We start from the raw sequence: 19,366 nt of genomic DNA on the forward strand, positions 1-19,366 counted from the left end.
ATCCAGTTCGTGGTATGTTTCTGGCAATCAAAAAAATAATAGGAATTCACACATGCCAAAGGCGAGTGATGTTAAAAAAGGTACTGCTATTGACTTCAATGGCCGCGTTTTAGTTGTAAAAGATATTGTGCGCTCTGTGCCGCAAGGTCGTGCTGGTGGTAGTTTATACCGTATGCGTTTATACGATGTGGTAACCGGTGGTAAAGTTGACGAAACATTCAAAGACAGTGACATGCTAACGCTGGCTGATTTAACACGCCGTGAAGTAATGCTATCGTACATTGATGGTGACGAGTATGTGTTCATGGATAATGAAGATTACACGCCTTATAACTTAAGCAAAGATGCTATTAGCGAAGAAATTTTATTTGTTAATGAAGAAACACAAGGCGTACACGTAATTGTTATTGATGGCGCGCCAGTAGGGCTTGATTTACCGTCAAGTGTTGAACTTGTTGTTGAAGAAACAGACCCATCTATCAAAGGTGCATCTGCGAGTGCTCGTTCAAAACCTGCACGTATGTCTACTGGCTTAAATATTTCTGTGCCAGAGCATATTTCAACAGGTGACCGTATCCGTATTAATACTGTTGAACACAAATTTATGGGTCGTGCTGAAAAGTAACCCTTAAATTATAATTTTAAAAGCCGAACCTGTATTTAACAGCTTCGGCTTTTTTGTGCGCGCGGGGGATTTGTTGCTTTAAATTTAATCACGTTAGCGTTAGAATAAGTGCCGTATTTTTGAGCAACTTTAAAGGGTAATTTTGTTTATAGTTTTACTAAGCAGTGCATTTATAGCTTTAATGTATTTAGAAGCCATTAAAAAAGGTATGCCAATTAAGCGATGGCTTATTTTAGGCGGTTTACTTGGGCCTGTGGCCTGGTGCTTATTTAATCTACATTATCGTCGTGCTTTAGTAAGAAATGTAGGTATAAATGCGTGTATATGGCGCCCTTAATTTATCGACGCCACATTTTTATTTTTTCTAATTAAGCTTGGGGCTGCTTTAGTTTGTTGCTGCTTTAAAAATTCAGTAAATTCACTTTTTGATAGTGGCTTAGAATAGTAATAACCTTGTACTGTTTCGCAATTAAGCTTTTTAAGTATATCAATTTGATGAGCTTGTTCTACACCTTCAGCAACTACATGCAAATCAAGATTATGCGCAATAGTGACTATTGAGTCGACCATATTACGCCCACGTTCGTTGGTCATGTCATCTATAAATGCTTTATCTACTTTAAGTGTATTAAGCGGAAATTGCTTTAAATACGCTAATGATGAATAACCAGTACCAAAATCATCCATTGCTAAATGAATACCTCGGGCACTTAACGAACGCATAATTGCAATGGCTTCTTTAGGGTCGTCCATTACAGTACCTTCTGTTATTTCAAGCTCTAAAAAGTAAGAAGGTAATTCGTTTTTTTGCAAAATAACGTCAATACGAGAAGTTAAATCGGGGAGGCTAAATTGCTTTGCTGATAAGTTGACAGCTACTCGGCCGCTAAATAAACCGCTATCTAGCCATTCTTTTACGTCTCTGCAGGCTTTGTTTAATACAACTTCGCCAATTTCAATTATTTGGCCCGTTTCCTCGGCTATGGGTATAAACACGCCTGGGCTAATAATACCTTTTTTGGGTGTAATAAAGCGTACTAATGCCTCCATTCCGGTTAGCTTGCCTGTGCGAATATTCATTTTTGGTTGGTAGTACACTTCAAAATGATCTTCTTTTAAACCAAAGCGCATAAGGTTTTCTATTTGCAGTCGTTTAACGGCTTGGCGGTTCATCGTGTCGTTAAAAAATAGGTAGCTATTACCTTTCTTTTTAGCATGATACATCGCAGTATCTGCATTCTTTAAAAGCAGTTCAGGCGTATTACCGTCTTCTGGAAATAATACAATGCCTACACTTGAGGTGATTGCCAGTTCGTGGCCAGCCATTTTAAATGGTGTAGCAATGGCTGCTAAAAACTGTTTTGCCATACGTGTAATTACATGTATGTCGTTAGTGTCAGACATTACAAGAGCAAACTCATCGCCGCCTAAACGATAAAATACATCATTTTCGCGGGTTAGTTTATTTAAGCGCATTGCTAGTTTAGCTAATAAGCTGTCACCTAGTTGATGCCCTAACGAGTCATTTATTTTTTTAAAGTTATCTAAATCGAATACAAGCAAGGCGTGATGCGAGTTGAGCTTTACTAGCTTTTGCAAATCAGTAAAAAATAAATTTCGGTTAGGCAGACTAGTTGTGCGATCTCGATTCGATAAGTTATGTAACTGCGATTCGGCTTTTTTACGCTCTGTTAAATCTGAATAAACAACGACATAATTAGTTATTTGATTTTGATCGTTTTTAATTTCATCTATCGATATTTCTATAGGCAATAAAACACGCTCACTATTACGAAGCTTCACTTCTTGTTGGATATGTTCGCGCTCTTTTACTATTTCAATAATTCTGTTTGTGTAGCTTGGCTCATACCCAGATAGGTTGAAATCTTTTCCTAAGTATTGCTCGCGTACGCCACCAAACAAGGTTAAAAAACTCGGGTTTATATCAACCAGTTTAAAGTTTTTATCGTAAATTGCTAAGGCGTCAGTGAGTGATTCAACACATTTAGCAAAAAGGTTTAAGCGCTCTTCCGTTGATTTTAACTGTGATATATCGCGAACGGTACCTGTCATTCTAAGGGGTGATAAGTTGGCGTCTTTTTCAATTATTTTTCCGCGATCGAGTACCCAATGCCAACGACCAAATGTATCTTTGATTCGGTAGGTGGCTTCAAAAAAAGCAGACTGCTCTGCAAAGTGTACTTTTAACAAGTGCTCAACGTTATTAATATCGTGAGGGTGAATAAGGCCTTTGTTTGGCGGAAACCCCATAAAGGTAGTCGAATCCATTAAGTACTTATCGTTAATACGAATAACTTCGCCTGTTTTTATGTTCCAGTCCCAAAGTGTATCGCCGCTACCTTCTACAGTACTTTTAAGGCGTTTTTCCGAAAGACGGAGTTGACGGCGTGAGCGTCTAAGTTTGTGGATTACAAATAACAGGTAGGGCAAAGCAAGCGCTATAATGGCGCTTGCTAGTATAAGTATATTGTCGGAGTTGTAATTAAATGATGACTCAAAGGCAAAAAGCTCAAATGAGTAAGCAAGTACTACAAGCATGCTTAGTTTTATTATTATTTTTATCATTTTTTTATTACTTCTAATTTACAAATGATAATTTAAAACAAGCTAAACCTAGTGTCAAAGAGATTGAGAGTAAACGGGCATATTTTGAGATTTATTGACTTTTGCCGAGCTTAAAAGCTCATATCTTGGTCTATTATCATCAAATAGGCTTAGTGCATAAACTTTTAGTTCTTTTAGGGTTAGCGCATTTAAGGCATCTAAAAGTCGTTGTTGCATATGAAATTCATGATCTCTATTACCTATAGCAAGCCATAACCGTTGTGAGCGTAGGCGCAGGTTTTTATCTTTTTCTGCAATATGAGTACTAAGGCCGTGTTTTTGCTGTTGCCAATCGTTTTCATCAAGTGCATCAATGTTATCAAGGTAGTTTTTAATAAAACGGTTATGTCGATGCAATAAAGTTTTTGCATCAAACTTAGGTGACTGCACATAAAATGCTATACCAGCACGCGTATTAAATGGTGCATAACCTGCGCCTACTAAGTAGCCAAGTTGCTGTGTAGTTCGTAATTCATTAAAGTAATCTTGATTAATTAAATGATTTAACGCCATCATTTTTACTTTTTCGGCCACGCAATCCGTTTGCGCTTGATAGTAAATAACCATTGCATGGTCGTTACAAGGAAGCTCTAGCTCGTAGCGAGTTACTTTTTTAATTTCAAAAAGAGGGCGTCTTAAATCTTCAATTATGGTTGCGTTTTTTAAGTGATTTGCGACCTTTTTTTGAAAGGCTATTGCATCACTTTGCTGCCAGTTACCATGTAAAAATGATTCAACATGTAGTGCTTTAAAAAAGTCTGTTCTGAACTCATTAAATTGCTGAAAACAGGTGTTTTTTAATGCCGATGCAAGCTCCCCAGGTTGTGGGTTCCAAGGCATTATTTTTGCGCCTAAAATGCTAAATAACTCACTGACTGGTTTGTTTTGGTTGCTATTGCGCCAATGCCTTACAAGCTGTTTTTTATATTCAGCAAAGCGTTTTGCACAAATTTCTACATTAAACAAAGCATCTATTAATTGATCAACTAGCTCTAACTGGCTAGATGAAAGCCCCGCAGTATGTAAAGTTAACCCACCTTGATGCGAGGTTAAGTGGTAGCTAAGTCCCGCAAGTTCTGCTGGATAAAATTGCTCGCCCACACTATCCATAAATAAATCTGTAAATAAGCGGGTGAGTGCCATATGTTTTACATCTTTTACGGCAAAATCAGAATCCATGGCCAAATAAAAATGGCCTTTAGCAACACGAAATGTGTTGTCTTGTTTAAACCAAAAGTCAAAACCGGGTTCTTTTACTAATAACTCGGGTTTTGTTTGTGGTTTTACGACATCAAATAACACCACTTCTTTTGTTAAATAAGGATTAGCTGTAGGTAGCAGCATTTCGCTCAACGGCTTATTTATCTCGCTAAGGGCATCAAGCCAACTAGGTGAAATATGTTCTACTTTATATGGTGTGTTGTACCATGCCGTTTTATGTTCAGGCTCTACATCTGGATGTATAAGTACGATGCGCATATTATGTGGCGTTAACCACTGCATGGCCATTTCGTGGGTCGCTTTTTTAAAGCCTTCCATTAAATAGTCGCCTTGCACGTAGTTTGCTTCATCGTAATGCTGCATATTAATGCTTAAATTACTGACCCAATCAATCAGGCGTGACTTTTCTTGGTTATCGAATGCTATTTGTAATAGATTTTTTTTATCTTGGTATAAGCGTGGCAATTTTTCGGTGTTATCGTTAATTAAGCAAATGTATTCAAACACCATTTCAATAATGTCTTCGAAGTATTCAATACCTTCATCGGTAAGCGCTAAGCTAATATTAAAATCTTTAAAGTTGCTGCCATTAATACCACCGCCAGCAGAAAGTGCATTGATCCAGCCTTGCTCTTTTAAAATAGAATAAAGAGAACCCGCGCCTTCATAGCCAAGTAAGTGGGCAATAAAACTTACTGTTTTATGGCGATAAAAGTCGTCAATATTAGGCATAGCAAAACTTATAATAAGTTTTTGCATATGCTTATGTGGCTCAATATGGAGTATTTTTCCTATGTCTTGTTTGCGATAAAGTGGCTCACTGATCTCTGGCTTTTTAAGGTTTTTGTTGCCGTTAATTGCGCCAAAGTAAGTTTGAGTCCAGCTTTGTAGTGTATCTAGTGTTTCGTTTGCGCAAATAACTAAAGTCATCCACTGAGCTTGGTACTGGCTATTAAAAAAGTCACGAAGCTCATCACTAATACATCGCTCTCTGTCAGCTAAGGTTTGTAGGTTTCCTACAGAAAATTTAGCAAATGGATGAGCAGGGTTTACCGTTTCTTTGTGGGCTTGATAAATACGGCGACCGTCGTCTTTTATTTTTAGTTTAAACTCGGCTTCAATTGCGTTACGTTCTTTTTCTGTTTCGGCTGAATTTAAAAGAGGCGCAATAAAAAAGCGGCTAAATTGGGTAAGTGCTTGTTCAAATTCTTGATTGTTAATATCAAAAAAGTAACAGGTATGCTCAGTGCCGGTCCACGCATTGGTGTTGCCGCCAGCTTGCGAAACAAAATTATTAAAACTACCTGAATCTGGATACTGGTCAGTGCCTAAAAAAAGCATGTGCTCTAAAAAGTGTGCTAGGCCTTGCCTATCAAGAGGGTCGTCAAAATGTCCGGCGTTAACTGCCATTGATGCTGCCGCTTTTGTAGAATCTTTATCTTGCACTAATAGTACTTTTAGACCATTGTCCAGTGTAAAGGCGCGGTATGCTCTGTTATCATTGCGGCTGATATTCAAATGATGCTCCTGAAACTAAACGTTTACTTGTTAACAACAGATGATGGCTTCAGGAAAGCGAAGTACAGCTTAAAGATTTACCTGAATCTCATGAAAGAACTATTTTAGAAATAAATAGATTTATATTGTTAATATAGCTGACAAACGGGCAAACTGGCTACTGTTTTATATTCTTTAATCGGTTGATTTTTTATGAAAACAATCCTAATAATGCGCCACGGCGAAGCAACACCCATGCAGGCTGATGATGCAGGTAGAAATTTAACCCAAGCAGGGCACGATGAAGCTGAAAAAATGGGCCTTTGGCTCAGTAAAGCACATTACCCTGATGCACTGTTAGTTAGTCCTTACATTCGAGCACAGCAAACAGCTGCAGGTGTGGCTAAAAATAACGTATTTAAATTTAGCGAAACCACGTCTGATATAATTCCCGAAGGCAAACCTCAAATTGCTGCTGACTACATCGAAACACTTATTGCTACTCACCCCCAATGCAATACATGGCTTGTTGTATCACATATGCCTATTGTAAGTTATTTAGTGGACCAGTTAAGCCCTGGCAATATGCCCATTTTTAATACGGGTGCTGTTGCTGTTATTAGTTACGATGAGCAAACCCAGCGTAGTAGTTATTTAAGTATAAATGCCCCAGAAAACGTTTAAATATAAATAATTGAGTAAAGTAAAATGACAATAGAGCGTTTACAAACAGGTGCGCGCATGAGCCGCATTGTAAAACATAACGGCACTGTGTATTTATGTGGGCAGGTATGCGCCGACGCACAAAAAGGTATTAAAGAGCAAACTCAAACTATGCTTGATAAAGTAGAGGCATTGCTTGATGAAGCGGGAAGTTCAAAAGAACATATGCTTAGCGCGACTATTTATGTAAAGAGCATGGAATACTTTGCTGATATGAATGCAGTATGGGATGCATGGGTACCCGATGGTTATGCACCAGCACGTGCCTGCATAGAAGCTAAAATGGCACGTGATGCACTGCTTGTTGAAATTTCAGTCGTTGCAGCTTTAAAAGAATAATAGCTTTAATGACTTGCTCCCCCGTTGTACTCATCACTGGCTCTAGTCGAGGTATTGGCGCAGCTACCGCATTATATTTTGCAAAGCACGGTTATAATGTTTGCATTAATTATAAAGCAGATTTAGCTAGTGCAATATTGGTGGCAGAAAAAGTAAAGCAATTAGGCGTTGAGGCTGAAGTAATTCAAGGTGACGTGTCACTAGAGGCTGACGTTTTAGCTTTATTTATGCATATAGATAAAGTCTTTGGTCGACTTGATGTACTAATAAATAACGCCGGTATTTTAAAACCACAAATGCCTTTGTTAGAAATGAGTGCTGAGCGCATAAACGAAGTTTTGACTACAAATATTACCAGTGCTTTTTTATGTAGCCGTGAGGCAATAAAGCGAATGGGAAATGGCGGTAGTATTGTTAATGTATCATCAGGGGCCGCTAAAACGGGCTCTCCTAATGAGTACATTGATTATGCAGCATCTAAAGGTGCAATGGACACATTTACTATTGGCTTGGCAAAAGAGGTGGCAAGTAAAGGTATTAGAGTTAACTCGGTTAGACCTGGGCTTATTTACACTGATATGCATAGCGATGGCGGCGAAAAAAATCGAGTCGATCGTCTTAAAAGTAAATTACCCCTTGGCAGAGGCGGTACACCCGAGGAAGTTGCTGCAGCAATTTACTTTTTAGCTTCAGAGCACGCTTCTTTTACAACGGGTAGCTTTGTTGATGTAGCCGGCGGTTTGTAAGCTAAAGTAATAAAGCTAGCCAAAACGTAAAGCTAATAACACTTAAGATAGTAGAAAGTACGACAGCCCCAGCAAGAGTAGCTTCATGCTGCTTTATTTGAGTCGCAATAAGATAAGCATTTACGCCAACAGGGGACGCACTTAAAAGTACTAATACATTGAGTATTTGCGTGTCTAGCTTAAATACATAAGTGCCTACCAATAAAACTAACGCAGGCAATAAAAATATTTTTAAAATTGATGCTATTAACGCCGGTCGCCAATTTGTAGCTATTTTATAAAAAGCTAAATTTGCACCAAGTACAAATAGCGCACAGGCAATTGCTGGTTTAGCTAATAGCTCCAAACTATTTGCTAAGTCGGTGAACAGTGTTACTCCTAATATGTTTAATATAAGCCCGCACCCAATACTCAGTACTATTGGATTTAACACCATACTTTTCCCAAAATGCGACCACGAAAATTTATCGCTACTGCCTTTAGCGCCTATTAAAAAAGTAAGTGCAAATAACAATGTGCTATGAAAAGTAATGATCATAAACGCAATGGCTATCATCTCTTTGCCAAGCGATGCAATAACAATAGGAATACCCACTAACACCATATTTGAATAGCTAGAAGCAAGTCCAAAGACGCCGTGTTGTTGGTAATTTTTTAAATACTTTTTATTTAAATAAAAGCGATCAATTAAAATACCCACCCCAAACACGCTCAGAACGGGTATGTAAAAACTCAAAAATGCAAAAAGGCTAATGCTTTGCTGTAAGTTAATTTGCGACATATTTAACAATAAAAAAGCAGGCAAACTAATATAAAAAGTAAATTTACTTAAGCCTGCAATATGCTGCTTTTCGAAAAATTTTAATCGGCAACAGCTATAACCAAACGCAACAATAAAAATGAGTGGAAAAATAATCGAAAAAATATGCACGAAGTTACATCCTAGTAATAGCTAAAGTTAGCGTCTAAATTCATCACTTTGCGGTAAATTAATTAGTATGAGTACAGCGCCTCTACCACCATATTCGAGAGGGGCTTGGTGCATCGCTATTACGTCAGGGTGCTGTACTAAGTACTGGGGCACTTTGTGCTTTAGTACGCCGCCGCCAATACCGTGCACTACACACGCACAATAGTAATGCTGCTTTTTACATTCGTGAATGAGTCCAGCGAGTTCGTCTTTAGCAAGTTCTTTATTTAAGCCATGTAAATCTAGCGTCAAATCGGGTGCAAAGTCACCACGGCGAAGCTGTTTAGCTAGGAAAGTATCTTGGCCTGGTTTTACATATTTAACCGTGCCGTGGGTGTCTATATCGGGAATATAAACGTCTGAGAAGAAAAATTCAGATTGAGCCTGCTTTTTTTGCTGGGCAAATTGCTTAGCTTGTGACACCTTAGGCTTTGTATCAAAACGATGAGTATCTTGTTTAAATACTTTGGCGCCTGTGATCGTTTGACGAAATAAGCTTATGTCGTCATTGCTTAGGGACGAATGTGATGGAGTGTCTTTTTTCATAACTATTACCTAAACAAAAAAACGTAAAAACGCAGCGCAAAAGGCGGTACAATACTTAAATGAGGGGCAATTGTAATTTGCCCAGCGCAGATAGGCAATGCAATCGTCTTAAAGACTCAAAACAGTCAGTAAGCTAATACAGGTAAAAATATATGAGCGATTTACAAATAGAAGAAGCAACACTCGAAGAAGCCGTTGCAGAACTGTCAACTTTACATGACTGGTTACGTTGGACTACAAGCCAATTTGCAAGTAGTAGTATATTTTTTGGACACGGTACAGATAACGCATGGGATGAAGCTGTAAGCTTATTACTGCCTGCGCTTAGCTTGCCTGTTGATGCGCCAAAAGAATTAATGCACGCGCGTTTAACAAGCACAGAAAAAAACCGACTTGCGGGTCTTATTGCAGAACGTATTAACGACTGCACACCAGTACCTTACTTAACAAACATTGCATGGTTTGCGGGTATGCCATTTTATGTGGATGAACGTGTACTTATACCTCGCTCACCGTTTGCTGAGCTTATCAGCAACCGCTTTACACCCTGGCTTGAAGAGCCACAATCGGTTAACCGCATATTAGATTTATGTACGGGGTCGGGTTGTATAGCAATTGCACTTGCTCAAGCTTTTGAGGAAGCACAAGTTGATGCGGTAGATATATCGTATGAAGCGCTTGAAGTGACAGACATTAACATTAACGATTACATGTTAAGTGATCGTGTGTTACCCATTCAGTCTGATGTATTTAGCGGTGTACCAGGTCAAAAATACGACCTAATAGTTGCAAACCCACCGTATGTTGATGCAGAAGATATGGCTGACCTGCCACGCGAATTTCATCATGAACCAGAGCTTGGGCTTGCATCAGGCCACGATGGTTTAGATGTAACCCGTACTATTTTAAGTGAAGCGAGTGAACACCTAACTGATAACGGTTTGTTATTTGTAGAAGTTGGTAACTCTATGGTACATATGGATGCACTGTATCCGGGCGCGCCGTTTGAATGGATTGAATTTGAACAAGGCGGCTTAGGTGTATTTGTAATTAGCAAAAAGCAGCTAGATGAGTATTTTGCAAAATAAGTAAAAAATGAATAGCCAAGCCGTGTGCTTGGCTATTGGTAGTCATTAGGAATGAGGAAAGTTAATGGCAGGTAATAGCATTGGACAGTTATTTAAAGTGTCCACCTTTGGTGAGAGCCACGGCGTTGCATTAGGCGGCGTTGTTGATGGTACTCCCGCAGGTCTTGAAATCACAGAGGCCGACTTACAAATTGATTTAGATCGCCGAAAACCAGGCCAAAGCCGTTATACAACGCAGCGCCGCGAAAGCGATCAAATAAAAATATTAGCAGGCGTTTTTGAAGGTAAAACCACAGGTACCAGCATTGGTTTATTAATTGAAAACACCGATCAACGTTCGCAAGATTACGGCAAAATTAAAGATGTATTTCGCCCAGGTCATGGCGATTACACGTATTGGCATAAGTACGGCCTGCGCGATTATCGTGGTGGCGGCCGTTCGTCTGCACGCGAAACCGCTATACGCGTAGCGGCAGGTGCTATTGCTAAAAAATACTTAAAGCAATTTCATGGTATTGAAGTTAAAGCATGTTTAAGTCAGCTTGGCCCTATTAAGGCGGAAACGTTTGACTGGGATGAAGTGGAAAATAACTTATTCTTCTTCCCTGATGCAAGTAAGCTCGAAGCGCTTGACGAATATATGCGTGACCTTAAAAAGCAAGGTGACTCAGTTGGTGCTAAAGTAAAAGTAGTGGCAAGCAATGTACCTGTTGGTCTTGGTGAGCCAGTATTTGACCGCCTTGACGCTGAACTTGCACACTCATTAATGAGTATTAACGCAGTTAAAGGCGTTGAAATTGGTGATGGCTTTGACGTAGTTGAGCAAAAAGGCTCTGAGCATCGTGATGAACTAACCCCTGAAGGTTTTACATCAAATCATGCAGGTGGCGTACTTGCGGGTATTTCGACAGGGCAAGATATTATTGCTTCTATTGCGCTAAAACCAACGTCGAGCATTACTATTCCAGGTAATAGCATTAATACAAGCAACGAAGCGGTAGAGATGATCACTAAAGGTCGTCACGATCCGTGTGTGGGTATTCGTGCAATCCCGATTGCTGAGGCAATGATGGCTATTACCTTAATGGACCATTTACTGCGTCAACGCGGACAAAATCCGCATGTAAATCATCAGCACGGGCCAATTAACGGCTCAGTGTAAGTGTTTATAATTATAAAAAAACGCGGACTACCGCGTTTTTTTATGTCTGTAATTTAGTTTAAAGCCTTTCAGGAGTTGTTCAAGTAGGCCCTATATACTGCAAGAAGGAGGGTAGTAATCATGAACGATAATATTAATGAACACTCACAAATAAAAGCCCAAGCTGCAATAGCCCGCTTAGAGCGATTCAGTAAGTTAACTGATAGCAGCATTGGCATTCCTTTTACTAAATTTAATATAGGTTTGGAGGCTGTGATTGGTTTAATTCCCGTTATAGGTGATGCCGCAGGGCTAATTTTATCAAGTTATGTGCTGATAGAAGCCCAGCGTTTAGGTGTGAGTAAACGTATAAAAACTAAGATGATTATCAATATGCTCATAGACTTTGTGGGCGGTTTAGTGCCATTTTTTGGTGATATTTTTGATGCCTTTTTTAAAGCTAACACGCGTAATACACAACTATTAAAAAAGCATTTAAACAAGCAGTTGAGTGAGTAATTAATAGCTTTAAGTAACCGTTAGCAAAGAGACTTTAAACAAAATGTTGTTGGTTGTTAAATCACCTAGTAAGGTAGGAGCGTCTATTCACTTTGGTATCTACAATATGCAATTATTTATCGGTAATAAAAACTACTCTAGCTGGTCATTACGCGCATGGTATTTAATGAGTAAATTTGATGTTGAGTTTAGTGAAACCCAGCTGGTACTCGACACCCCCGACTTTTACAATGAACTAAAAAAGACCTTTGCTTTGCAAAAAGTCCCAGCGTTAATTGATGGCGATTTACAGGTATGGGATTCGCTAGCAATTTGTGAATATATTAACGATGCTTACTTATCAGGCGCTGCATGGCCAAAATATATTACCCAAAGAGCTAAAGCGCGTGCACTAAGCGCTGAAATGCATTCAGGCTTTATGGCACTGCGCAGTGAAATGCCAATGAATATAAGAGCAACCCGTAAAGTAGACCTATCGAGCGAAGCACTAAAAGACATAGCCCGTATAGACGAGATATTTGCACAGCAACAAGATGTGTTTCCAAATGAGTGGTTTTTTGGTGACTTTAGTATTGCTGATGCCATGTATGTGCCTGTTGTACTGCGCTTAAAAACCTATCAAATTACGTTATCGCCAGAGGCACAGCAATATTGTGACTTTGTGATGCGCTGCCCCGTATTGCAAGCATGGATCACTCAGGCATTAACCGAGACCGATATTGTAGAGTGTGATGAAGCAGGAACGCCTGTATAATTATTGTTTTTATATGGCATGTTTTATGCCTTAAAATCATAAGTTTAAACTAGGCAGCTCATGTATCTAAATCACCCAAGGTATGGCAATACACCAATAACTACCAATACCCCAGTGACAATAGAGGCGATAGAGAATGCGCACTGGCGTTACTCGAGCCTTAAATACTTCCCTAATACGGTAATATTGGCTGATATAAAAAAGCAAAACTATGCCATTTATCCTCGGGCACTTTATATTGATATTGAAGAGAAGTGCGGGACTTGCTCTAAGGCATTTATTTTTTTTGCTCAAGAGCAGCAATATTGGTTTGAAACATTAAGATTTTGGGTCGATTCACACTGTACTCATTGCTTTGAATGCCGTAGACATGCCAGATATATACTAACTCTACGTAAACGGTACGATATGTTAACTAGCTTAGCCAATAAAACCTCTAGTGAAAAAACGCAGCGTAAAGAACTTGCCAATACTCTTTACTGTTTAGGTATTATTAAAAATATCAATAAAGTGAAAGATTAGTCCGCTTATATTTTACTATCACGCCTTATTTTTACTTTAGTTGTAAAAGCCCGTACAATTCGTCTCGTTTTTACTGCGCAAAATAGCGCTGCAACCGAGAAAAATTAGCCTAATTTTATGCATCAAATAGCTGATCTAATTTCAATTTTTGAACGCACTTTTTATCAAAGTCATAATACATGTCTGATAAAAGGCGATTTTGAACCTGTGTATTTACCAGCAACAGAGCACGTGCCATATCACCAAGTTGTATTTGCGCATGGTTTTTATGCTAGTGCATTACATGAGGTTGCACACTGGTTGGTTGCAGGCGATGAACGTCGTTTATTAGAAGATTACGGCTATTGGTATTGTCCTGATGGGCGCGACAAACAAAAACAAGCTGAGTTTGAAAACGTAGAAGTAAAGCCTCAAGCTATAGAGTGGTTATTAAGCACCGCAGCAGGGTTTAATTTTAATGTGTCGGTGGATAACTTAAACGGCGAGCAAACATGTCGGTTTGATTTTCAGCAGCGAGTACATGCACGCGTATTATCGTTAATCGAAAATGGCTTTAACTCTCGTACAGAGTCACTTTTAAAAGCACTCTCTGATTTTTATAATACACAGTGGCCATTAACAGCGCAGCAATTTAATTGGCAACACCCAAAGGAGCTTTGTAATGGCGTTTAAATTAGGTTTAATTGTAAACCCAGTAGCGGGTTTAGGCGGCACAGTTGCCTTAAAAGGTAGTGATGGCGCACACACAGCCGCTAAAGCAATCGAATTAGGTGCAGAACCAAAAGCAAATAGCCGTACAAAAGCAGCGCTTGAAGTGCTATTGCCTTATAAAGAGCGCTTAACCATTTACACCGTTAACGGTGACATGGGTGAGCAAACAGCAAAAGCCTTGGGCTTTAATGTAGAGGTTGTATACAACTCTGAAGTAATAACAACCCCAGATGACACAGAACAAGCAGCAAAAGTACTTAAAGACTCAGGTGTTGATTTAGTTTTATTTGCTGGAGGCGATGGTACAGCGCGTAATATTTGCCATGCAATAGAGGATACCGTTCCGGTACTTGGTATTCCTGCAGGCTGTAAAATTCATTCTGGTGTATACGCTATTACACCAAAAGCTGCAGGGCGCGTAGTCGAAATGCTGGTTAAGGGGGAGTTAGTTACCTTAGCTGATGCAGATGTAATGGATATAGATGAAGATGCCTTTAGACAAGGCACAGTAAAAGCAAAGCGCTACGGCGAAATGCAAACACCTAGCGAAGTACGCTATATGCAAGCGGTTAAAAATGGCGGCAAAGAAACCGACGAACTCGTACTTGCCGACATTGCTGCGCATGTTGTATCGCAAATGGATGAAGACACATTTTATATAATGGGTAGCGGCTCAACGGTTGAGGCCATAATGGAAGAAATGGGACTTGAGAATACGTTGCTTGGCGTTGATTTAATAAAAGATCAAACCTTAGTTGCTCAAGATTTAACGGCGAAGCAATTACTTGAGCTTACTCATGAGCAAAGTACTAAGTTAGTCATTACGCTCATTGGCGGGCAAGGGCATATATTTGGCCGTGGTAATCAGCAATTGAGCCCTGCGCTTATACGTGCAATTGGCAAAGAAAACATTATTGTAGTAGCAACAAAAACAAAACTACAAGCGCTTAATAACCGCCCCCTTATTTGTGACACCGGCGATGGCGAATTAGATGATGAATTAACGGGTTATATTAAAGTAACCACCGGATTTAACGACCATATTATGTATGCAGTAGGGCACCAAAACCTTGAAAATACAGGTGCTTTGCAAAACCAGGAGATTAATAAATGAGTTTAGTGAACTATATCGATGCAGCCCAGCAGTACTTCGATGATTTAGTAATAAAAGCAACTGACGATGAGTTATTTGCAGGCGGCTATTTACGAGGTCATTTTGATCTTGCAGTTGGTTATGCCGAAGTAGAAAAGCTGACAATCAGTATAGATGAGCTAAACGAAACTGTAGAGCAAAGCTTAGTAAAAGCATATCGCAACGGCGAGCTTAACGAAGAAGATAAGACATTAGTTGCACGCTTGTGGGAAGAAGTTAAAGCCCTCGCTTAAAAGTAAGTGGCACAAAAAACACGATTTGTTTATCACTATCGTGTTTTTTTGTGTCCAAAACTTTTAAAGCAGATTTTTATGTTAATTTACTGTTTTGTTTTTATGCGATATTGTTACTAAAAATAAATTTTAGGAACAATAAAAATGAATAATAATCAAGACGCTTTACCTTCAGGGGTTGTTGCGCGTTTTTTAAATTTTGTTGAGCGGGTTGGCAATAAGCTTCCAGATCCAGCCGTAATATTTCTGTTTGCAATGTTATTAATTTGGTTTTTGTCGTGGTGGTTTTCAGGTGTAAGCTTTGATGCAATAGACCCACGTACCGGTGAAGCGATTATTATTAATAATATGCTGGCAAGTGATTCGCTCGCTACTTTTTTATCCTCTATGGTAAAAACCTTTACCGGCTTCGCTCCCTTAGGTGTCGTTTTAGTAGCTATGTTAGGTGTAGGTGTTGCAGAGCATTCGGGCTTCATTAATACCGGTCTTAAGTTAATGCTTAAAGTTACTCCTAAAAAGCTATTAACGCCTTCAATCATTTTAGTAGCCATTGTGAGCCATACCGCTACTGACGCAGGTTATGTATTAGTTATTCCACTTGCCGGTGTTATATTTTATGCTGCAGGACGCCATCCGCTTGCGGGTATTGCAGCGGCATTTGCAGGAGTCAGTGGTGGTTTTGGGGCTAACTTTATTCCATCAGGGATTGATCCATTGCTACAAAGCTTTACCCAAAGTGCGGCGCAAATAATTAATCCTGCAATGACAATTAACCCGTTAAATAACTGGGCATTTGCTTCAGCATCTAGCTTATTTATTGTGGCATTGGGCTGGTACATCACCGATAAAATTATTGAACCACGTTTACAAAAAACAGCGGTTGATGGTGCTAAAGAGGATTTACCTGTATTTGAAGATGCACGTAGTGATGAAAAACGTGCCTTTTATATAGCCAGTACCGTGATGATTGCAGGACTTGCGTTATTAGCATTTGTCTCTGCTCCAGACGATTCTGCAATGCGCAGTAGTGACGGATCCCTTACTAATTTTAGCTCTCCTTTAATGCAATCAATTGTACCACTAATATTTTTACTTTTTTGGCTACCTGGCACAGTATATGGTTTTACGGTAGGTACCTTTAAAACTTCAAAAGATATGATTGATGCAATGAGTAAAGCGATGAGCGGCATGGCATATTATATCGTCATGGCATTTTTCTGTTCGCTATTTATTGCTGCATTTAGTAAATCAAATTTAGGTGCATTACTCGCAATCGAAGGTGCGCAGTTATTAAAGGCAATGGAATTGCCAAGTGCAGTAACGGTTGTGGGCATTATCTTTTTAACTGGCTTTGTTAACTTGTTTGTAGGTTCAAGTTCAGCAAAATGGGCGTTACTTGGCCCTATTTTTGTACCGATGTTAATGCAACTTGGCATTTCGCCAGACTTAACTCAAGCCGCTTATCGTGTAGGTGACTCAAGTTCTAATATTATTACACCGTTAATGCCTTATTTCCCATTAGTGGTGGTGTACTGTCAAAAGTATGTGAAAGGCACAGGTATAGGTACTTTAATTGCTATTATGCTACCGTACTCAATCGCCTTTATGATTGGCTGGAGTATCTTTTTATTAGGTTACTGGGCACTTGGTATTCCACTAGGGCTTGATGCCAGCTATGTTTACCCGGCGCTAGCGCCTTAATAAAGTATAAATATTAAGAGCTTATATTAGCCCTGCCACGAAAATGACAGGGCTTTTTTATAAGCTTTAACTTTGTAAGCCAATGATGGCTATCTTTCTAGCCCTCTGACAATATAACCAAAATAGCTAGCTTCACCGATTACATAAACATAGTGCCCTTTACTATTGATAATGGATGATTTCTCTTCATACCACCGAAGCTCGTGTATTTGCTTTGTTTTAGGATCTAAAAAAGATAAACGTGTACAACTATTTTCATAATCACTGCCGCACTCTTCAACGTCTGTCAGGATATATTCTTTATACCAATAATCACTTTCAGTGAAATAAGCAAACAGCTTTATTGGAAGGGCTAAATAGATATAAAATATTGCGTATATTAAAAATGGAGCCGCCAAATAGCCTAAAATAAATGAAGCTAGGTTCTTTATTCCTGAAATATTATGCTTAAATGATTCTCTATATTTACTGCATTGCTTATATTTTTTGAATACAAGCATATTCAAATAGATAAATAGTGCACCTGAAATAATAGGGATAATCCAAAAAATAGTAATGTCATATTTTTTATTTGCAATAAATGGAGGGTCTGTAAAGTCTATTACAATTGGAATAGCCATGAATAAAATAAGAGGGCTTAGTAGCGCTATGATTGGTAGGTATTCATATAATTTTTTCATATCAGTGATCCTTACTGTCAAAAATATTATTTTTTTACAAAGCCTGGCGCATTATTTAGTAAATGTTGATGACTAGTTTGGTAGTCTACATAAAAATGACTGCTTCATCCTCAGCTAGTGAGTTAACAACAGTTGAGTACCAATCTATGTATTGAAGTTGCTCTTTTGTAGGAGAATATTTTTCAAGTTTGAAGTAGTTAATAAAGTCATTGCATAAATCTTCAGTTGTATTCTTCTCAGACCATGTCAGTTTGCTGCTAGAGTTGATGCTACCATAAGTAATTAGATCGTTAGTTGGCCACTTCCCATCTTTAGTGTGACCAATTATATAGCGCCAATCACAACCGCTGGGCGATAATCCAGCATATAGGTATATGTGAAAAAAACCTTTATTATGAAGTAGGGCTACCATTCGGGTTATTTGGCTTGTTAAAAGTTTCATTTATTTACATCTCTCCATGAAAGTAATACCGCTGCTTATTCCTATTACGGCAGCCATTTTAATAGCGAGCTTCTGAATTTTTCCTCTAACTAACCTGATGTAATGGTCTCCTCCCTATACGGCATCTATGTGCCATGATTAAAGTGGTTACAATAATCAAAGGGAGAAGACCAAAATGAAGATTACAACAATTGGTTTAGATATAGCAAAAAGATTTTTCCATNAGATTTTTCCATGTGGTGTGCTGCAATGAACAAGGGCGCTTAGTTAAAAAGAAAATGTTAAAGCGTGCGCAAGTGTTATCTTTTTTCCAACAACACACTACGTGTTTAGTTGCTTTAGAGGCCTGTGCAACTTCTCATTTTTGGGCTCGAGAAATCAGAAAATGTGGTCATGAGATAAAGCTTATTCCACCTCAGCATGTAAAAGCCTTCTTAGTTGGCAATAAAAATGATTATAACGATGCTTTAGCAATTAGCGTTGCTTCAAAACAACATCATATTAAGAGTGTCTGTATAAAATCAGTTGAGCAACAAGATAACCAAGCACAGCACAAAGCGAGAGAATTAGCGGTCAGACAAAGAACGGCACTATGCAATCAAATCCGAGGCTTAACTGCTGAATACGGAATTATTTTAAATCAGGGTGTAAACACAATACGCAAAAGTATCCCCCTAATTTTAGAAGATGAAAATACCGGATTATCAGGCGCATTTAAAGCGGTACTAAAGCAGTTAGAAACACAATTGAGTAACTTAGACAGCTGCATTGAAACTTACAGTACATTAATAGTTGAAACAGCAAAAAATAATGATATTTGCCAACGGATCCAAACAATACCTGGATTTGGTCCTATGGTATCAAGCGCCTATTTCAATGAAGTTGGAAATGGCAGTAACTATAAAAGAGGCCGCGATGTTTCAGCGTCTTTAGGTATCGTTCCGCGTCAACACAGTAGTGGCGGGAAAGATACTTTACTTGGGATAAGTAAGCGAGGAAATAGCTACTTAAGGTGCCTGTTGATCCAAGGAGCAAAAGCTGTTGTCTCAAGAGCAAAAACGAAGAATGATAAATTAAGTCAATGGATAAACCGACTGGTTCAAACTCGAGGGCATAATCGAGCATGTGTA

21 protein-coding genes are annotated in these 19,366 nt (G+C 38.9%); 15 read left to right on the top strand and 6 right to left on the bottom strand.

The window, feature by feature from the left end:
• The first annotated feature begins 52 nt into the window (after positions 1–52).
• Both efpL and I6F47_RS13765 read left to right on the top strand, forming a co-directional pair.
• Positions 53–625, top strand: a complete 573-nt coding sequence (gene efpL, locus I6F47_RS13760; RefSeq protein ID WP_007580599.1) for an elongation factor P-like protein EfpL — start codon at positions 53–55, stop codon at positions 623–625.
• A gap of 142 nt (positions 626–767) precedes the next feature.
• Positions 768–962: a hypothetical protein gene (locus I6F47_RS13765; RefSeq protein WP_007580601.1), complete on the top strand. Its 195-nt coding sequence runs from the start codon at positions 768–770 to the stop codon at positions 960–962.
• Here the strand turns inward: I6F47_RS13765 and I6F47_RS13770 are convergent.
• Positions 959–3,211, bottom strand: a complete 2,253-nt coding sequence (locus I6F47_RS13770; RefSeq protein ID WP_197184022.1) for a sensor domain-containing protein — start codon at positions 3,209–3,211, stop codon at positions 959–961. The two genes, I6F47_RS13765 and I6F47_RS13770, sit on opposite strands and share 4 nt — an antisense overlap.
• A gap of 54 nt (positions 3,212–3,265) precedes the next feature.
• Complete coding sequence (locus tag I6F47_RS13775; RefSeq protein WP_010554661.1) at positions 3,266–5,989, bottom strand: insulinase family protein; 2,724 nt, start codon at positions 5,987–5,989, stop codon at positions 3,266–3,268.
• Between the two features lie 192 nt (positions 5,990–6,181).
• Here I6F47_RS13775 and sixA point away from each other — a divergent pair, with 192 nt between their 5' ends.
• Genes sixA through I6F47_RS13790 form a run of 3 tightly spaced genes read left to right on the top strand, consistent with a single transcriptional unit; the run spans position 6,182 to position 7,776 of the window.
• On the top strand, positions 6,182–6,652 hold the full coding sequence (sixA, locus tag I6F47_RS13780; RefSeq protein ID WP_024608902.1) for a phosphohistidine phosphatase SixA: 471 nt from the start codon (positions 6,182–6,184) through the stop codon (positions 6,650–6,652).
• Positions 6,653–6,676: 24 nt separating this feature from the next.
• Positions 6,677–7,030 (top strand): RidA family protein, encoded by a 354-nt coding sequence (locus I6F47_RS13785; protein WP_197184023.1) that lies wholly within the window; start codon positions 6,677–6,679, stop codon positions 7,028–7,030.
• 8 nt (positions 7,031–7,038) lie between these two features.
• Positions 7,039–7,776, top strand: coding sequence for an SDR family oxidoreductase (locus tag I6F47_RS13790; RefSeq protein WP_024591641.1), 738 nt, complete (start codon positions 7,039–7,041; stop codon positions 7,774–7,776).
• Between the two features lies 1 nt (position 7,777).
• Here the strand turns inward: I6F47_RS13790 and I6F47_RS13795 are convergent, their stop codons facing one another.
• Positions 7,778–8,707: an AEC family transporter gene (locus I6F47_RS13795; protein ID WP_165721369.1), complete on the bottom strand. Its 930-nt coding sequence runs from the start codon at positions 8,705–8,707 to the stop codon at positions 7,778–7,780.
• Between the two features lie 27 nt (positions 8,708–8,734).
• Positions 8,735–9,292, bottom strand: a complete 558-nt coding sequence (gene smrB / locus I6F47_RS13800; RefSeq protein WP_007377742.1) for an endonuclease SmrB — start codon at positions 9,290–9,292, stop codon at positions 8,735–8,737.
• A 152-nt stretch (positions 9,293–9,444) separates the two neighbouring features.
• Here smrB and prmB point away from each other — a divergent pair, with 152 nt between their 5' ends.
• The 9 genes from prmB to I6F47_RS13845 all read left to right on the top strand — a co-directional run bounded on the left by prmB (position 9,445) and on the right by I6F47_RS13845 (position 17,114).
• On the top strand, positions 9,445–10,380 hold the full coding sequence (gene prmB, locus I6F47_RS13805) for a 50S ribosomal protein L3 N(5)-glutamine methyltransferase (RefSeq protein WP_007580615.1): 936 nt from the start codon (positions 9,445–9,447) through the stop codon (positions 10,378–10,380).
• A 64-nt stretch (positions 10,381–10,444) separates the two neighbouring features.
• On the top strand, positions 10,445–11,542 hold the full coding sequence (gene aroC / locus I6F47_RS13810; RefSeq protein WP_002962170.1) for a chorismate synthase: 1,098 nt from the start codon (positions 10,445–10,447) through the stop codon (positions 11,540–11,542).
• Positions 11,543–11,662: 120 nt separating this feature from the next.
• Entirely contained in the window at positions 11,663–12,040 is a 378-nt protein-coding gene (locus tag I6F47_RS13815; RefSeq protein WP_024591638.1) for a DUF4112 domain-containing protein, read from the top strand.
• Positions 12,041–12,146: 106 nt separating this feature from the next.
• Positions 12,147–12,794: a glutathione S-transferase family protein gene (locus tag I6F47_RS13820; protein ID WP_024593902.1), complete on the top strand. Its 648-nt coding sequence runs from the start codon at positions 12,147–12,149 to the stop codon at positions 12,792–12,794.
• 60 nt (positions 12,795–12,854) lie between these two features.
• A complete protein-coding gene (locus tag I6F47_RS13825) occupies positions 12,855–13,316 on the top strand; it encodes a zinc-ribbon domain containing protein (protein ID WP_197184024.1) in 462 nt (153 codons plus the stop codon).
• A gap of 117 nt (positions 13,317–13,433) precedes the next feature.
• Complete coding sequence (locus I6F47_RS13830; protein ID WP_010554670.1) at positions 13,434–13,988, top strand: elongation factor P hydroxylase; 555 nt, start codon at positions 13,434–13,436, stop codon at positions 13,986–13,988.
• Positions 13,978–15,141, top strand: coding sequence for an ATP-NAD kinase family protein (locus tag I6F47_RS13835; protein ID WP_197184025.1), 1,164 nt, complete (start codon positions 13,978–13,980; stop codon positions 15,139–15,141). The genes I6F47_RS13830 and I6F47_RS13835 overlap by 11 nt, the downstream gene beginning before the upstream one ends.
• Complete coding sequence (locus I6F47_RS13840) at positions 15,138–15,413, top strand: YfcL family protein (protein WP_002962183.1); 276 nt, start codon at positions 15,138–15,140, stop codon at positions 15,411–15,413. Before I6F47_RS13835 ends, I6F47_RS13840 begins: the two co-directional genes overlap by 4 nt.
• A 144-nt stretch (positions 15,414–15,557) precedes the next feature.
• Positions 15,558–17,114 carry an AbgT family transporter gene (locus I6F47_RS13845; protein ID WP_197184026.1) on the top strand — a complete coding sequence of 519 codons (1,557 nt, stop codon included), beginning with the start codon at positions 15,558–15,560 and terminating at the stop codon, positions 17,112–17,114.
• Positions 17,115–17,203: 89 nt separating this feature from the next.
• On the opposite strand, the gene I6F47_RS13850 is transcribed toward I6F47_RS13845, so the two are convergent.
• Together I6F47_RS13850 and I6F47_RS13855 are read right to left on the bottom strand one after the other, a co-directional pair.
• A complete protein-coding gene (locus I6F47_RS13850; protein ID WP_024591633.1) occupies positions 17,204–17,794 on the bottom strand; it encodes a hypothetical protein in 591 nt (196 codons plus the stop codon).
• A gap of 85 nt (positions 17,795–17,879) precedes the next feature.
• Entirely contained in the window at positions 17,880–18,236 is a 357-nt protein-coding gene (locus I6F47_RS13855) for a hypothetical protein (protein WP_197184027.1), read from the bottom strand.
• A gap of 239 nt (positions 18,237–18,475) precedes the next feature.
• Between I6F47_RS13855 and I6F47_RS13860 the strand changes: the two genes are divergently transcribed.
• Positions 18,476–19,366 (top strand): IS110 family transposase (locus tag I6F47_RS13860; protein ID WP_331458559.1); only part of this gene is annotated, 891 nt, incomplete at its 3' end.

Origin of the sequence: Pseudoalteromonas sp. NZS37 (genome assembly GCF_015864265.1) — a bacterium.
Taxonomy (GTDB): domain Bacteria; phylum Pseudomonadota; class Gammaproteobacteria; order Enterobacterales; family Alteromonadaceae; genus Pseudoalteromonas; species Pseudoalteromonas arctica.

What these genes read in the sequence shown, in the direction of transcription:
- I6F47_RS13855 (WP_197184027.1), bottom strand. Translation starts at nt 18,236, where the DNA reads ATGAAACTTTTAACAAGCCAAATAACCCGAATGGTAGCCCTACTTCAT.
- prmB (WP_007580615.1), top strand. Translation starts at nt 9,445, where the DNA reads ATGAGCGATTTACAAATAGAAGAAGCAACACTCGAAGAAGCCGTTGCA.
- I6F47_RS13835 (WP_197184025.1), top strand. Translation starts at nt 13,978, where the DNA reads ATGGCGTTTAAATTAGGTTTAATTGTAAACCCAGTAGCGGGTTTAGGC.
- I6F47_RS13790 (WP_024591641.1), top strand. Translation starts at nt 7,039, where the DNA reads ATGACTTGCTCCCCCGTTGTACTCATCACTGGCTCTAGTCGAGGTATT.
- sixA (WP_024608902.1), top strand. Translation starts at nt 6,182, where the DNA reads ATGAAAACAATCCTAATAATGCGCCACGGCGAAGCAACACCCATGCAG.
- I6F47_RS13770 (WP_197184022.1), bottom strand. Translation starts at nt 3,211, where the DNA reads ATGATAAAAATAATAATAAAACTAAGCATGCTTGTAGTACTTGCTTAC.
- I6F47_RS13785 (WP_197184023.1), top strand. Translation starts at nt 6,677, where the DNA reads ATGACAATAGAGCGTTTACAAACAGGTGCGCGCATGAGCCGCATTGTA.
- aroC (WP_002962170.1), top strand. Translation starts at nt 10,445, where the DNA reads ATGGCAGGTAATAGCATTGGACAGTTATTTAAAGTGTCCACCTTTGGT.
- I6F47_RS13830 (WP_010554670.1), top strand. Translation starts at nt 13,434, where the DNA reads ATGCATCAAATAGCTGATCTAATTTCAATTTTTGAACGCACTTTTTAT.
- efpL (WP_007580599.1), top strand. Translation starts at nt 53, where the DNA reads ATGCCAAAGGCGAGTGATGTTAAAAAAGGTACTGCTATTGACTTCAAT.
- I6F47_RS13850 (WP_024591633.1), bottom strand. Translation starts at nt 17,794, where the DNA reads ATGAAAAAATTATATGAATACCTACCAATCATAGCGCTACTAAGCCCT.
- I6F47_RS13825 (WP_197184024.1), top strand. Translation starts at nt 12,855, where the DNA reads ATGTATCTAAATCACCCAAGGTATGGCAATACACCAATAACTACCAAT.
- I6F47_RS13840 (WP_002962183.1), top strand. Translation starts at nt 15,138, where the DNA reads ATGAGTTTAGTGAACTATATCGATGCAGCCCAGCAGTACTTCGATGAT.
- I6F47_RS13820 (WP_024593902.1), top strand. Translation starts at nt 12,147, where the DNA reads ATGCAATTATTTATCGGTAATAAAAACTACTCTAGCTGGTCATTACGC.
- I6F47_RS13845 (WP_197184026.1), top strand. Translation starts at nt 15,558, where the DNA reads ATGAATAATAATCAAGACGCTTTACCTTCAGGGGTTGTTGCGCGTTTT.
- I6F47_RS13815 (WP_024591638.1), top strand. Translation starts at nt 11,663, where the DNA reads ATGAACGATAATATTAATGAACACTCACAAATAAAAGCCCAAGCTGCA.
- smrB (WP_007377742.1), bottom strand. Translation starts at nt 9,292, where the DNA reads ATGAAAAAAGACACTCCATCACATTCGTCCCTAAGCAATGACGACATA.